General features: G+C 66.2%; 12 protein-coding genes and 1 other RNA gene. 11 read left to right on the forward strand and 2 right to left on the reverse strand.

Translation table 11 applies throughout. The annotated features are described in order from the left end of the window. Window positions 1–230 precede the first annotated feature (230 nt). The 7 genes from ffh (at window position 231) to rplS (ending at window position 6,483) form a co-directional block, all read left to right on the forward strand. Window positions 231–1,607: a signal recognition particle protein gene (ffh, locus tag ACCQ00_RS06640; protein WP_017158010.1), complete on the forward strand. Its 1,377-nt coding sequence runs from the start codon at window positions 231–233 to the stop codon at window positions 1,605–1,607. A 739-nt stretch (window positions 1,608–2,346) separates the two neighbouring features. Then, complete coding sequence (locus tag ACCQ00_RS06645; RefSeq protein ID WP_039569677.1) at window positions 2,347–3,417, forward strand: NAD(P)H-dependent flavin oxidoreductase; 1,071 nt, start codon at window positions 2,347–2,349, stop codon at window positions 3,415–3,417. Next, window positions 3,408–4,205: an aminotransferase class IV family protein gene (locus tag ACCQ00_RS06650; RefSeq protein WP_372354088.1), complete on the forward strand. Its 798-nt coding sequence runs from the start codon at window positions 3,408–3,410 to the stop codon at window positions 4,203–4,205. Before ACCQ00_RS06645 ends, ACCQ00_RS06650 begins: the two co-directional genes overlap by 10 nt. A 96-nt stretch (window positions 4,206–4,301) precedes the next feature. Continuing rightward, window positions 4,302–4,559, forward strand: coding sequence for a 30S ribosomal protein S16 (gene rpsP / locus ACCQ00_RS06655; protein WP_003484223.1), 258 nt, complete (start codon window positions 4,302–4,304; stop codon window positions 4,557–4,559). A 43-nt stretch (window positions 4,560–4,602) separates the two neighbouring features. Next, window positions 4,603–5,115, forward strand: a complete 513-nt coding sequence (gene rimM / locus ACCQ00_RS06660) for a ribosome maturation factor RimM (protein WP_017158014.1) — start codon at window positions 4,603–4,605, stop codon at window positions 5,113–5,115. A 57-nt stretch (window positions 5,116–5,172) separates the two neighbouring features. Further along, a complete protein-coding gene (gene trmD, locus ACCQ00_RS06665; RefSeq protein ID WP_039569701.1) occupies window positions 5,173–5,931 on the forward strand; it encodes a tRNA (guanosine(37)-N1)-methyltransferase TrmD in 759 nt (252 codons plus the stop codon). A 144-nt stretch (window positions 5,932–6,075) separates the two neighbouring features. After that, the gene (gene rplS / locus ACCQ00_RS06670; protein ID WP_003484215.1) at window positions 6,076–6,483 is read left to right on the forward strand and encodes a 50S ribosomal protein L19; all 408 of its coding nucleotides are present in this window, start codon (window positions 6,076–6,078) and stop codon (window positions 6,481–6,483) included. Between the two features lie 254 nt (window positions 6,484–6,737). On the opposite strand, the gene ACCQ00_RS06675 is transcribed toward rplS, so the two are convergent. After that, window positions 6,738–8,231 (reverse strand): MATE family efflux transporter, encoded by a 1,494-nt coding sequence (locus ACCQ00_RS06675; RefSeq protein WP_039569682.1) that lies wholly within the window; start codon window positions 8,229–8,231, stop codon window positions 6,738–6,740. A gap of 376 nt (window positions 8,232–8,607) precedes the next feature. On the opposite strand from ACCQ00_RS06675, the gene ACCQ00_RS06680 reads away from it, so the two are divergent. The 4 genes from ACCQ00_RS06680 (at window position 8,608) to ACCQ00_RS06695 (ending at window position 10,799) form a co-directional block, all read left to right on the forward strand. Beyond that, a non-coding RNA gene (locus tag ACCQ00_RS06680) (sX9 sRNA) lies at window positions 8,608–8,683 on the forward strand. A 73-nt stretch (window positions 8,684–8,756) separates the two neighbouring features. Then, window positions 8,757–9,452, forward strand: coding sequence for a helix-turn-helix transcriptional regulator (locus ACCQ00_RS06685; protein WP_039569685.1), 696 nt, complete (start codon window positions 8,757–8,759; stop codon window positions 9,450–9,452). Between the two features lie 58 nt (window positions 9,453–9,510). Further along, entirely contained in the window at window positions 9,511–10,167 is a 657-nt protein-coding gene (locus ACCQ00_RS06690) for a glutathione S-transferase family protein (protein WP_039569687.1), read from the forward strand. Between the two features lie 224 nt (window positions 10,168–10,391). Beyond that, window positions 10,392–10,799, forward strand: coding sequence for an RNA-binding S4 domain-containing protein (locus tag ACCQ00_RS06695; protein ID WP_017158020.1), 408 nt, complete (start codon window positions 10,392–10,394; stop codon window positions 10,797–10,799). A gap of 121 nt (window positions 10,800–10,920) precedes the next feature. Here ACCQ00_RS06695 and katG read toward each other — a convergent pair whose 3' ends face one another. Then, window positions 10,921–13,167, reverse strand: coding sequence for a catalase/peroxidase HPI (gene katG / locus ACCQ00_RS06700; protein WP_039569689.1), 2,247 nt, complete (start codon window positions 13,165–13,167; stop codon window positions 10,921–10,923). Between the last annotated feature and the right edge of the window lie 141 nt (window positions 13,168–13,308).

Raw genomic sequence — 13,308 nt, forward strand, 5'->3', positions numbered from 1 at the left:
GCGAGGGAGCGCCTGGTGAAGCAGGGTGCGCCTGGCACGCAGTAGCGCGGCTTTCGCCGGCCTTGCTGCCGTTCCTGCGCGTCCCGGTTCGGTCCCGGCTGATTGCCCGCCTCGCAGCACGGTCGAAGAGTTCCTCACCGGGCACCTTGCCGGGCCCATGCAGGCCGGGGCAGGCCGCCAGCCGGTGCCGCTATAATCGGCACCCGTTTCCCCTCCGCGGTCCTGTGCGCATGTTCGAGTCCCTTACCCAACGTCTCTCCGGCACCATGGAGCGCCTGCGCGGCCGCGGCCGCCTGACCGAGGAGAACATCCGCGAAGCCACCCGCGAAGTGCGTATCGCGCTGCTGGAGGCCGACGTCGCGCTGCCGGTGGTGCAGGCGTTGATCGAGCGCATCAAGGTGCGCGCGGTGGGCCAGGAAGTGCTCAAGTCGTTGACCCCGGGCCAGGCGCTGATCAAGGTGGTGCGCGACGAGCTCACCGCCGTGATGGGCGCGGCCGCCACCGACCTCAATCTCAACGTGCCGGCACCGGCGATCGTGCTGATGGCCGGTCTGCAGGGCGCGGGCAAGACCACCACGGTGGGCAAGCTCGCCAAGCACCTGAAGGAAAAGCGCAAGAAGAAGGTCATGGTGGTCTCGGCCGACGTCTACCGCCCGGCCGCGATCGAGCAGCTCAAGACCCTGGCCGACCAGGTCGGGGTGCTGTTCTTCGCCTCCGATGCGTCGCAGAAGCCGGTCGACATCGTGCGCGCAGCCATCAGCGATGCGCGCAAGTCCTTCGTCGACGTACTGCTGGTCGACACCGCCGGCCGCCTGGCGATCGATCAGGCGATGATGGACGAGATCAAGGCACTGCATGCCGCGGTCAACCCCACCGAAACCCTGTTCGTGGTCGATGCGATGACCGGCCAGGACGCGGCCAACACCGCCAAGGCCTTCGGCGAGGCGCTGCCGCTGACCGGCGTGGTGCTGACCAAGACCGACGGCGATGCCCGCGGCGGCGCGGCACTGAGCGTGCGCTACATCACTGGCAAGCCGATCAAGTTCGTCGGTACCGGCGAAAAGACCGATGGCCTGGACGTGTTCCATCCCGATCGCGTCGCCAGCCGCATCCTGGACATGGGCGACGTGCTGTCGCTGGTGGAGCAGGTCGAGCACAGCGTCGACCAGGAAAAGGCCGCCAAGCTGGCCGCCAAGGTCGCCAAGGGCAAGAAGTTCGACCTCAACGACATGAAGGAACAGCTCGAGCAGATGCAGAACATGGGCGGCATCCATGGGCTGATGGACAAGCTGCCGGGCATGGGCCAGATCCCGGACAACGTCAAGCAGCAGGTCACCGGCAAGGAAGTGCCGCGCATGATCGCCATCATCAATTCGATGACCAAGAAGGAACGCCGCAACCCGGCGCTGCTCAACGGCTCGCGCCGCGCCCGCATTGCCCGCGGCTCGGGCATGCAGCCGGCCGACGTCAACAAGCTGATGAAGCAGTATCAGCAGATGGAAAAGATGATGGGCAAGCTGGCCGGTGGCGGCATGAAGGGCCTGATGCGCAACATGAAGGGCATGATGGGCGCCATGGGCGGCCGCGGCGGCATGCCGTTCCGCTGAGCAACCTGCGCACGCCGCGCTGCGAAGCATTCGCAGGCGCGCAGTGTGTGCATCTTGCACTGGCCCTTGTGCCGGCGTGGCACACCACATCGAGGCGGATGGTCGTTCCGGCAGGTCTTGCTCTCTGGCGGTGCATCGCACTGGTTGTTGCGGGCATCGACCGCCTATTGCTCGCGCACTGCAGGCGTGCGAGTGGCATTGTTCGCCGCTGAAAATGTGGGCGACGCCACCAGTACCGCGCAGGCAATCGCTCGCCTGCTGCAGCTCGACGCAATAACCTGACGCGGCCTCCAGGAAGCCGCGCACCATGTCGCCGTGCGCAATTGGCGCCACTACTTCGTGGACGTGCTGTCTTAGGAAGAAGTGGGCCGGAGCTGGAACATGCGTGGGCGAGCGCAACGCCGGCCAGCTGCACGCAGCGTACCTGTCGTGCCGATGGCGATGCTGCCTGGCTTGCGCTATGCGAGCCACCGGCGCGGTGCCCCCAACCGGCTTCGGCGTTTATCGATCAGTGCTTGTGGCGCGCTTCTCTATAGCGTCCGCGGCGCCGGCGTACTTCGCGTTGGAGACTGTCTGGGTCGAAGAGTGATACCGGCAAGCATGCCGATGCCGGCGCATGCGCAGCGAACATCTGCTGCGCAGCCACCAACCGGGCGCCGCAGATGCTCGTGCCTGTGCCGGCATCGGCGTCCCTGCGTCGCGGTTACCATGTGGCATCTCATGGTGCGCGAAGTGATTGATGACCAGGTTTTCCAACGTCGATGCCTTTCAGCAGCGCTTTGGGCTGCGCTTGCCGATCCTGCTCAGCCCCATGGCCGGCGCCTGCCCGGTGCCGTTGTCGGCGGCGATCGCCAATGCCGGGGGCATGGGCGCGATGGGGGCCGTGTTATCGCAGCCGCACGACATCATGGCGTGGATGGCCGCATTCGGTGAGGCCAGCGCAGGGCCAGCGCAGGTCAATCTATGGATTCCCGACCCGGCACCTGCGCGCGATGCGGCGACCGAAGCGCGGCTGCGCGCGTTTCTTGCGCAGTGGGGGCCTGCGGTGCCGGAGACAGCGGGCGACGCGACACCTGCCGATTTCGACGCGCAATTGGACGCCTTGCTCGCCGCGCGGCCAGCAGTTGCCTCATCGATCATGGGTATCTTTCGGCCCGATCAGGTGGCACGTCTCAAGAATGCCGGAATCGCCTGGTTCGCCTGCGCCACCACATTGGACGAAGCCCTTGCGGCGCAGGCAGCAGGTGCCGATGCAGTGGTCGCGCAAGGGGCCGAAGCCGGTGGTCATCGCGGTGCGTTCGAGGCCGGCCGCGCCGCGCAACAGATGACCGGACTATTGGCGCTGTTGCCGCGCCTGGTCGATCGTCTCGATATCCCGGTCATCGCCGCCGGCGGTATCGCAGATGCGCGGGGCATTGCGGCAGCGCTGACGTTGGGCGCAAGCGCGGTGCAGATCGGCACCGGTTTGCTACGCACCCCCGAAGCTGCATTGCCGAGCGCCTGGGCCGACGCGTTATCTCAGGCAGAGCCGGAGCACACCCAGCCAACCCGTGCATTCTCGGGTCGGTTGGGACGCGCGCTGGCCACACCGTATGTCAGTGCAGCAAATGCTGCAGACGCACCACCACCTGCGCCATACCCGGTGCAGCGCGGGCTCACCGCACCGATGCGCCAGGCGGCCGCGCGCGACAATCGTCTGGATGCGATGCAGGCCTGGGCCGGCCAATCGGCCTGGATGGCGCCTGCGCAACCTGCTGCGCACGTCGTGACGCAGTGGTGGGAACAGGCGCAAGCGCTGCTGTGCCGTTGATCTTCTGCAATGGCGTAGCCGCCACCGCGCAGCAGCTCAGTGCTGCGGCGTTGAACAATTACGGCCACTTCACCACGCTGCAGGTGCGCGAAAACGCTGCGCTTGGGCTGGACCTGCATCTGCAGCGTCTGCAGCACGACAGCGCAGCCTTGTTTGGTGCTGCCGTCGATATTGACGCCATTCGCGCGCAGTTGCGCATTGCGTTGTCGGGTGCCGGCAGCACCGATGCGAGCGTGCGCATCACGGTGTTTTCGCAGGATTTCGACCTGCGCGATCCAGCGCGCGCCGTCGCACTGGATGTGTTGATCGCGCTCTCGCCCGCCGCGCAGACGCCCGCCACCGCTGTGCGCGTGCAGCCGGTCAATTACGTGCGCGAGCAGCCGCTGTGCAAGCACGTCGGCACCTTTGCGCTGCTGCAGATGCGCCGTCAGGCACTGCTTGCCGGGTTCGACGATGCGCTGCTGATCGATCCGCAAGGCCGGCTCGTGGAGGGTGCGTTCTGGAATCTGGGCCTGTGGCAGCAGGGCAGGGTCGTGTGGCCACAGGGGCCGGCCTTGCCCGGCACCCGGCAGCGTCTGCTGCAGGCCGGGCTGCAGGCGATTGGCATCGAGCAGGACACGCGCCCGGTCGCGCTGGGCGAGCTCCAGGCATTCGATGGCGGCTTCAGCTGCAATGCGCGCGGGCAACAAGCGCTGGCGGCGGTCGGGTCTGTGCAGTGGCCGGATGGCGCCGCCCAGCTGGCGATTTTGGAGCGGGCCCTGCAAACCCAGGCCTGGCAAGCGATCTGAGCGGTTCAGGGGCGGCTTGGCTTCGCCGCCGGAGCCCGCTATAATCGCCGGCTTACCGCGCCACTCTGGCGACTGGGCAACTAGGAAAACAACACCATGGTCAAGATCCGACTGACCCGCGGCGGCGCCAAGAAGCGTCCGTTCTACCACATCATCGTGACCGACGTGCGCAGCGCGCGCGACGGCCGCAACATCGAGCGCCTGGGTTACTACAACCCGGTTGCCCAGGGTGCAGAACCGCGCATCGTGCTGGACGTCGCACGCGTCGACCATTGGGTCGGCAACGGTGCGCAGCTGACCGACAAGGTGCGTAACCTGTATCGCGAAGCCAAGTCTCAGGCCGCTGCGGCCTGAACTTGAGGGCCGGGTGTCGCCACCTGGCCCAGAGTCGACGCAGATGAAGCAGACCGAGCGCCGCATCCTGTTAGGCAGGATTGTCGGCGCTTTTGGTGTCAAGGGCGAGCTGAAGCTCGAATCCTGGACCGAGCCACGGACCGCCATCTTCCGGTATCAGCCGTGGATCGTGCGCGCGCCGTCCGGACAGGAGTCGGTGGTCAGCGGCGTGCGTGGGCGCGATCAGGGCAAGAATCTGATTGCGGTGTTCCCTGGCGTCACCGACCGTGACACGGTCGAAGCCATGCACGGGACTGAAATCTACGTCGCGCGCAGTGCCTTGCCACCGCCCAAGCCCGACGAATATTACTGGGTGGATCTGGAAGAATTGCAGGTGGAAACCGTCGAAGGCGTCAAGCTGGGCACGGTGTCGCACCTGTTCTCCACCGGCTCCAACGACGTGGTCGTGGTGCGTGGCGATCGTGAGCGCATGATTCCGTTCGTGTTCCCGGATTTCGTCAAGTCGGTGGATTTCGAAGCCAACTTGATCGTGGTGGACTGGGATCCGGATTTCTGATCGAAGCCATCCGCTTCGCTCTTGCCTTACCCATTGCCGATTCCCGAATCCCTGCCAGTGCGCATCGACGTCATCAGCCTGTTCCCCGAGTTCATCGCGCAATGCGCGGCGTTCGGCGTGGTCGGGCGGGCGCAGGAGCGCGGCTTGCTGGAATTGCACGGCTGGAATCCGCGCGAGCATGCGCAGGGCAACTATCGCCGGGTGGACGACCGTCCGTTCGGTGGCGGGCCCGGCATGGTGATGTTGATCGAGCCGTTGCGGGCCTGTCTGGACGCCGTGCAGGCCGCAGACGCGCGGCCAGCGCCCGTGATCTACCTCAGCCCGCAGGGGCGTCCGCTCACGCAGGCGCTCGCCCGCGAGTTGGCGCAGTTGCCGCGCCTGATGTTGTTGTGCGGCCGCTATGAAGGCGTGGACGAGCGCTTTCTCGCGCAGGCGGTGGACATGGAAATCTCCATCGGCGATTACGTCTTGTCCGGCGGTGAACTAGGTGCCGCAGTGCTGGTGGACGTGGTGGCGCGGTTGCAGGACGGCGTATTGAACGACGCCGAATCTGCCGCCCAGGACAGTTTCGAAGGCCCGCAAGGCCTGCTCGATTGTCCGCATTACAGCCATCCGGCGACCCACGCATGGGGCGATGTGCCCGATGTGCTGCGGTCGGGCAACCATGCGGCAATCGCGCGCTGGCGCCGGAAGCAATCGCTGGGCCGGACCTGGCTGCGTCGTCCGGACCTGCTCGACGAGGCGGGGCTGGAGAAGAACGATCGCCGTCTGCTGGACGAGTTTCGCCGCGAACTCGTCCCGGACGACGAGAAATAAGGGCTCACCCCTAGCTCTTGCAAGATTGATTGGGGTACAATATGCGGCTTGCTGGCCAGCCTTGCGTCTGGCCCTCCTACGAACCTCGAGCAATCGCCGTGCGGCGACTGCCGGTCCAATATCACCAGACACGCGGTGCCCACCATGAGCAAACTCAACAAGACCATCCTGGCTGACTTCGAAGCCGCCCAGATCCAGCGCAAGCTGCCGGAATTCAACCAGGGCGACACCGTTGTGGTGAACGTCAAGGTGAAGGAAGGCAACCGCGAGCGCGTGCAGGCCTATGAGGGCGTGGTGATCGGTACCAAGAATGCCGGCCTGAACTCCTCCTTCACCGTGCGCAAGATCTCGCATGGCTTCGGCGTGGAGCGCGTGTTCCAGACCCACAGCGCCATCATCGACTCGGTCGAAGTGAAGCGTCGCGGCAAGGTGCGCGCCGGTAAGCTGTACTACCTGCGTGGTCTGGAAGGCAAGGCTGCCCGCATCAAGGAAGATCTGGCCGCCGCTGCGCAGGCCAAGGCCGCTCGCCAGGCTGCTGCCAAGGCGGAGTAAGCCACATTGGCGGGCCTGTCCCGCCACTGCCAAACAGCCGCCTTCGGGCGGCTGTTTGCGTTTGTGGGAATGGCTGTTCGATTGCGGCATCCACGCATGCTGCACACCGCGCCTTGAGCGAATGCGTCCAGCAACCCGTGCTCTCGATCAGGGTGGTCGAGGTATGGAGGCTGGCCACCCTGATCCCACGACGGTTGCAAGCGCATGCACCCGCGATGGCTGCGGACCGGACGGCACGCCTGCGGCAAACGCGACTAACGCTGCGGCGTCCGCGGTAATTGCTGCCCGCCTGGCGCATCGGTGAGCGGGGCCGGGTCGGCGACCGGCGAGGCCGGATGCGCCGGCACTTCCGCTGCTGCCGCAAGCTCCGACGGATGCGTGGGCGCGCTCAGCATGCGCGCCTTGCGCCAGCCGCCCCAGCGGTAATACGCCAGCGACAGCAGCATCGAACAGGCCGAACTGGTCGGAAAGCTCCACCACACCGCATCAGCGCCCAGATGCGGCAGCAGCACGTTGGCCAACGGCACGCGCACGCCCCATAGCGAAAACGCCAGGATCAACAACGGCGGCATCACCGCACCGGTGGCGCGCACTACGCCCGAGACCACGAAGCTGACACCAAACAGCAGGAACGACCAGATCGCAATGTGGTTGAGGTGCCGGGCAACCTCCAGCGTGGCGCTGCCTTCGGGCAGAAACAGGGCCAAGGTCCAGCGATCGAACAGGATCAGCAGCACGATCAGCAGGCCCGTCATCAGGAAATTGGCGGCGATGCCGGTACGTGCGACCGCATCCACGCGCGACCACAGGCCGGCGCCCACATTCTGGGCGGCCATCGACGAACACGCTGCGCCCACCGCCATGGCCGGCATCTGCACATAGTTCCATAGCTGCAATCCTGCGCCGAATGCAGCAGCGGTTTCGGTGCCGAAACCATTGACCAACGACAGCATGGCGATCATCGACAGCGAGATCATCACCATCTGCAGACCCATCGGCACGCCTTTGACGATCAACGCGCGCAGGATGGCTGGGTCGATGCGAAACAGCCGCACATCGCTCCGGCCCAGCCACAAGACATGGCGTTTCTTGCGTAAATACACCAGCAACCCAGCCAGTGCGACGACCTGCGCTATCAACGTGGCCCAGGCCGCGCCGGCAATGCCCAATGCCGGAAACGGGCCGATACCGAACAACAGCAGCGGGTTGAACACGATATCCAGCAGCACCGACAGCAACAGGAACCGGAACGGCGTGCGTGCATCGCCGGTGCCGCGCAAGGCGGCCGAGAGGAACGCGAACAGATACAGCGTGGGCATTGCCAGGAAGATCACCCGCAGATAGTCTTCGGCCAGGGTTTGCGAGGCAGCGGGCGTGCCCATGGCGCTCAGCAAATGCGGCGCCAGGTACCAGCCGAGCACGGCGATCACGGCCGACAGCCCGCCGAAAAAGCTCGCGCTGGTGCCCATCACCTTGCGCGCCTGGGCGATATCGCGCACGCCCATCGCCTGGCCGATCAGGATGGTCGAGGCCATGCCGATGCCGAACACCGAGCCGATCAGGAAGAACATGATGCTGTTGGCATTGGCCGCCGCGGTCAGCGCCTCTTCGCCGAGATAGCGGCCGATCCAGATCGCGTTGATCGATCCGTTGAGCGACTGGGCGATGTTGCCGGCCATGATCGGCAGTGCGAACAACAGCAGATTCTTGCCGATCGGGCCTTCGGTCAGGACAGCGGATTTGGGCATCGCAGTCGTATCGTCGCGCAGAAGGTGCGCACACTAGCATTGCCCGGGTGAGCCCGAATGCAGCGCACCTGCGGCGAGGCGGCGTGGGGCGCGCCGATCGTGGAGCACGCTGCGCGCCTTGTCTGGCAGCGGCATGCAAAGCAGCCGCAGGCGTGTGCGTGAATAGGCAATGCGGCAGGCGGGCCTGGCGAGGATGGGGATGCAGGTTTGGGCTGGCCGCAGCCATGGTCGGACGTGGTCGCCGGCTGGTCTGCCGGTGCGCCGGCCGATCGCTGCATCGCAGTTGGACTCCTATGGATGCGCCCGTTCGTCTAAGAGCGGCTAACAAAACTACTGCGCAGCCGCCAGGCGGGCGCGGCCGGTGCTCGGAATCCTCATGTACCACCCGTACACTCCGGTTCCTGCGCGCCGTCCGCGTCCACCTGACAGCTGCTCGCTACGTTTTGTTAGTCGCTCTAAGACCCGAATGCGCGAGCGCCATGCAGCCCAAAGCAGCGAGGACGCAAAGCCCACTATGCTGTCGCGATGGAAATTCGTGCGACCCGTTTGCTGCATCTGCTCGACGCCCTGCGCGCACGGCGTCGGCCCGTGGCCGGTGCCCAGCTCGCCACTGCGCTGGGCGTCAGCCTGCGCACGTTGTACCGCGATATCGCTACCTTGCGCGCGCAGGGCGCCGACATCCTTGGCGATCCCGGGGTGGGCTACGTGTTGCGTCCAGGCTTCCTGCTGCCGGCACTGAATTTCACCGAGGACGAACTGGAGGCCCTGAACCTGGGCGCGCGCTGGGTGGCGCGCCAGGCCGATCCGGAACTGGCGCAGGCAGCGCAGCGCGCGGTGGCGCGTATCACCGCCACGCTGCCCGGCAACTTGCGCGCATCGATCGAGACGAGCGGGCTGCTGGTGCCCGCGGCCGATGCCACGCAACCGCCCGCACCGTGGCTGCCGATCCTGCGTCGCGGCATCCGGCTCGAACACGTGCTGCGGATGGACTACGCCGATGCCGAAGGTACTGCCTCGCAACGGCGGGTCTGGCCGTTCGCGATGGCCTTTCTCGGCGGCTACGGCATGATCGCCGCGTGGTGCGAATTGCGCGGCGATTTCCGTCACTTCCGTGCCGACCGGGTGCTGGCCCTGGCCGACGACGGCGAACGCTATCCCTCGCGCCGGCATCTGCTGATCAAGCGCTGGCGCGCGGCGACCGGCTACGCAGCCGACTGCTGACAGCACCTGTCAGCAAGGCAGGACCAGACTGCAGGCTGTCCACCACCGAAGTCTGCCCATGTCCACCGAGATCGTGCTCTACACCCACCCATTGTCACGCGGCCGTGTCGCCCGCTGGATGCTGGAGGAAACCGGCCTGCCGTACCAGGCGGTCATCCTCGACTACGGCACCACGATGAAGGCGCCGGACTATCTGGCGATCAACCCGATGGGCAAGGTGCCGGCGCTGCGTCATGGCAACACGGTCGTTACCGAGAATGCGGCGATCTGTGCCTACCTGGCCGACCTGGTGCCGGAGCGGCACCTGGCGCCGCCGCCGGGATCGCCGGCGCGCGCCGATTATTACCGTTGGCTGTTTTTCCTGGCCGGCCCAGTGGAGGCGCTGCTGACCGCGAAGGAAAGCGGCGTGCTGGCACCGGCACGCAGCGCCGGCTACGGCCACGAAGCGGACCTTCTGCAGACCCTGGAACAGGCGGTCGCGGGCCGCGAGCATCTGGCCGGCGACCGCTTCAGCGCGGCCGACCTGTACATGGCGGCGGTGGTGGGTTTCTACACGCGTACCGGCATGCTGGAACCGCGGCCTGCGTTTACCGCCTTCGCGCAACGGCATGCCGCCCGGCCTGCGGCACTGCGCGCCAACGTCGCCGACGACGCGTTGATCGCGGCGCATCCAAACCCGGACATGCCGCGCACCGTGGCCACAGCGAACACCTAACGGAGGAGGGCATCCGCCGGCGGTGACGCCCTGCGGTGCAGGCCAGATCGCGCCTGGTCCTGCCCGCTTGAGTTTGGCAGCCGTTGCCCAAACATCTGTTGGGGCGCACGCCATTGGCGTGGAAGACTCCGGCAATCGCGCCGGCGTTTGCGCAAGATCGCAGCGTTGGCACGCATGCAATGCGTACTGCGCGAGCCACCGTACGACACGAGACCGCAAGACGAATGAATCTAGAGCTGGAACAGGCGATGACGGTCAGGCTGGATGTCTGGCTCTGGGCAGCGCGCTTTTTCAAGACGCGCAGCCTGGCCAAGAACGCCGTGGAGACCGGCAAAGTCGACGTGGCCGGCCAGCGTCCAAAGCCGTCGCGCGCGCTGCGCAGCGGCGAACAGTTGCGTATCGACCGCGGCGGCGAAATCTTCGAGATCACCGTTGCCGCGCTCAGCGATGTACGCGGCCCGGCGCCGGTGGCGCAGGCGCTCTACATCGAAAGCGATATCTCGCGCGAGGCCCGCGCGCAATGGCGCCTGCAGCGCGCTGCCGAGCGTACCGGCTACCGTGCGCCCGAGGGTAAACCGGACAAGCGCGCGCGCCGCCTGATCACGGCATTGGGCGATATCGACGCGTTGTAGCGCGCTGTCGCAACAAGCGCTTATGCAATAGACCCTGCAAACACAAACGCCCCGTTGATCGGGGCGTTTGTGTGCGGGCTCGCGCAGCTGCGTGTTGGCAGGTGCGCATGAGTGAAGACGCTTAGGCCAGATCGAAGCGATCCAGCTGCATCACCTTGGTCCAGGCAGCAACGAAGTCATGCACGAACTTCTCCTGCGCATCGGCGCTGGCATAGACCTCGGCCACTGCACGCAGGATGGAGTTGGAGCCGAACACCAGGTCCACGCGCGTGCCGGTCCAGCGAAGTTCACCGGTACTGCGGTCGCGGCCTTCGTAGGCATCCTTCGCCTCCGAGGTGGCCTTCCACTCGGTGCGCATGTCGAGCAGGTTGGCGAAGAAGTCGTTGCTCAACACACCGGGGCGGCTGGTGAACACGCCATGCTTCGAGTCGCCGACATTGGCGCCCAGCACGCGCAGGCCGCCGACCAGCACGGTCAACTCCGGTGCGGTGAGGGTGAGCAGCTGGGCCTTGTCGATCAACAGCGCCTCGGCCGGCACTGCGTAGCGGCGCTTGGCGAAGTTGCGGAAGCCATCGGCCACCGGTTCGAGCACGGCGAAGGATTCCACGTCGGTCTGTTCCTGCGACGCATCGGTACGGCCGGGTGCGAACGGCACGGTGACCTGGTGGCCGGCGGCCTGCGCCGCGTGTTCGACCGCCGCATTACCGGCCAGCACGATCAGGTCGGCCAGCGAAATCTTCTTGCCACCCGAGTGCGCGGCGTTGAAGTCGGCCTGGATGCGTTGCAGCGTCGCGAGCACCTTGGCCAGTTGCTCGGGCTGATTGGCCTGCCAATCCTTCTGCGGGGCCAGGCGGATGCGCGCACCGTTGGCGCCGCCACGCTTGTCCGAGCCGCGGAACGTGGAGGCAGACGCCCACGCGGTGGACACCAGCTGCGCCACGCTCAGGCCCGAGGCCAGGATGGTCTGCTTGAGCGCGGCGGCATCCTGCGCGTCGACCAGGGCGTGATCGACCGCCGGCACCGGGTCCTGCCACACCAACTCTTCAGCAGGCACATCAGCGCCGAGGTAGCGTGCGCGTGGGCCCATGTCGCGGTGGGTGAGCTTGAACCAGGCGCGAGCGAAGGCATCGGCGAATTGTTCGGGATGCTGCTGGAAACGCCGCGAGATGGCTTCGTACGCGGGGTCGAAGCGCAGCGCTAGGTCGGTGGTCAGCATCGTCGGGCGATGCTTCCTGGAGGCGTCGTGCGCGTCGGGAATGATGGCGTCGGCGTTCTTGGCCACCCACTGATGCGCGCCGGCCGGGCTTTTGCTCAGCTCCCACTCGAAACCGAACAGATGGTCGAAGTAATCGTTGCTCCATTGCGCAGGCGTGGTGGTCCAGGTGACTTCCAGACCGCTGGTGATAGTGTCGGCGCCCTTGCCGCTACCGTAGCGGTTATGCCAGCCCAAGCCCTGGCTTTCCAGCTCGCCGGCTTCGGGTTCGGCGCCCACGTTGTCGGCCGGGCCGGCGCCGTGGGTCTTGCCGAAGGTGTGGCCGCCAGCGATCAGCGCCACGGTCTCTTCGTCGTTCATGGCCATGCGCGCGAAGGTGTCGCGGATGTCGCGCGCAGAGGCGATCGGGTCGGGGTTACCGTCCGGGCCTTCTGGATTGACGTAGATCAGGCCCATCTGCACGGCGGCCAGCGGGTTTTCCAGGTCGCGGGTATGCGGCACCTGGCTGTCGTCGTCCTTCACCAGCACCCCGTGCGCTTCGTCCACGCCGGGCGAGCCGCGCGAATAGCGGTCGTCGCCACCCAGCCACTTGGTTTCGCGACCCCAGTACAGATCCTGATCCGGCTCCCAGGTGTCTTCGCGACCGCCGGCGAAGCCGAACGTCTTGAAGCCCATCGATTCCAGCGCGACGTTGCCGGTAAGAATCATCAGATCGGCCCAGGAAATGGCCTGGCCGTATTTCTGCTTGATCGGCCATAGCAGGCGACGCGCCTTGTCCAGGCTGACGTTGTCCGGCCAGCTGTTGAGGGGGGCGAAGCGTTGCTGCCCACGTCCGCCACCGCCACGTCCGTCGCCGATGCGGTAGGTGCCGGCGCTATGCCAGGCCATCCGCACGAACAGCGGGCCGTAATGGCCGAAGTCGGCCGGCCACCACTCCTGCGAATCGGTCATCAACGCATGCAGGTCCCGCTTGAGCGCCTGCAGGTCCAGGCGCTTGAACGCGTCGGCATAGTTGAACGACTGGCCCAGCGGGTTGGATTTGCTCGAATGCTGGCTGAGCAGATCCACGCGCAGCTGCTTGGGCCACCAATCGCGATTGGTGGTTCCGGTACCGACGACGGCGTGGTTGAACGGGCACTTTGCTTCGGTGGTCATGGCAATCCTATGTGCATGGGCACTTGGGGAGCTGCGTGCCGAAGGTTGCAGACACGTGCTGTTGGAGTCGAAGTGGCGGATGGGGCTTAAGGCTGGGTCATCGGGGCTGCGGGAAGTTGCGAGCGATGCCGGCCTGGCGTG

Source organism: Xanthomonas sp. NCPPB 3761, from assembly GCF_041475705.2.
Taxonomy (GTDB): Bacteria; Pseudomonadota; Gammaproteobacteria; order Xanthomonadales; family Xanthomonadaceae; genus Xanthomonas; species Xanthomonas phaseoli.

Excerpts from the sequence above, each read along its gene's own strand:
- ffh (WP_017158010.1), top strand. The coding sequence starts at position 231 with ATGTTCGAGTCCCTTACCCAACGTCTCTCCGGCACCATGGAGCGCCTG.
- ACCQ00_RS06645 (WP_039569677.1), top strand. The coding sequence starts at position 2,347 with ATGACCAGGTTTTCCAACGTCGATGCCTTTCAGCAGCGCTTTGGGCTG.
- rpsP (WP_003484223.1), top strand. The coding sequence starts at position 4,302 with ATGGTCAAGATCCGACTGACCCGCGGCGGCGCCAAGAAGCGTCCGTTC.
- rimM (WP_017158014.1), top strand. The coding sequence starts at position 4,603 with ATGAAGCAGACCGAGCGCCGCATCCTGTTAGGCAGGATTGTCGGCGCT.
- rplS (WP_003484215.1), top strand. The coding sequence starts at position 6,076 with ATGAGCAAACTCAACAAGACCATCCTGGCTGACTTCGAAGCCGCCCAG.
- ACCQ00_RS06675 (WP_039569682.1), bottom strand. The coding sequence starts at position 8,231 with ATGCCCAAATCCGCTGTCCTGACCGAAGGCCCGATCGGCAAGAATCTG.
- ACCQ00_RS06685 (WP_039569685.1), top strand. The coding sequence starts at position 8,757 with ATGGAAATTCGTGCGACCCGTTTGCTGCATCTGCTCGACGCCCTGCGC.
- ACCQ00_RS06690 (WP_039569687.1), top strand. The coding sequence starts at position 9,511 with ATGTCCACCGAGATCGTGCTCTACACCCACCCATTGTCACGCGGCCGT.
- ACCQ00_RS06695 (WP_017158020.1), top strand. The coding sequence starts at position 10,392 with ATGAATCTAGAGCTGGAACAGGCGATGACGGTCAGGCTGGATGTCTGG.
- katG (WP_039569689.1), bottom strand. The coding sequence starts at position 13,167 with ATGACCACCGAAGCAAAGTGCCCGTTCAACCACGCCGTCGTCGGTACC.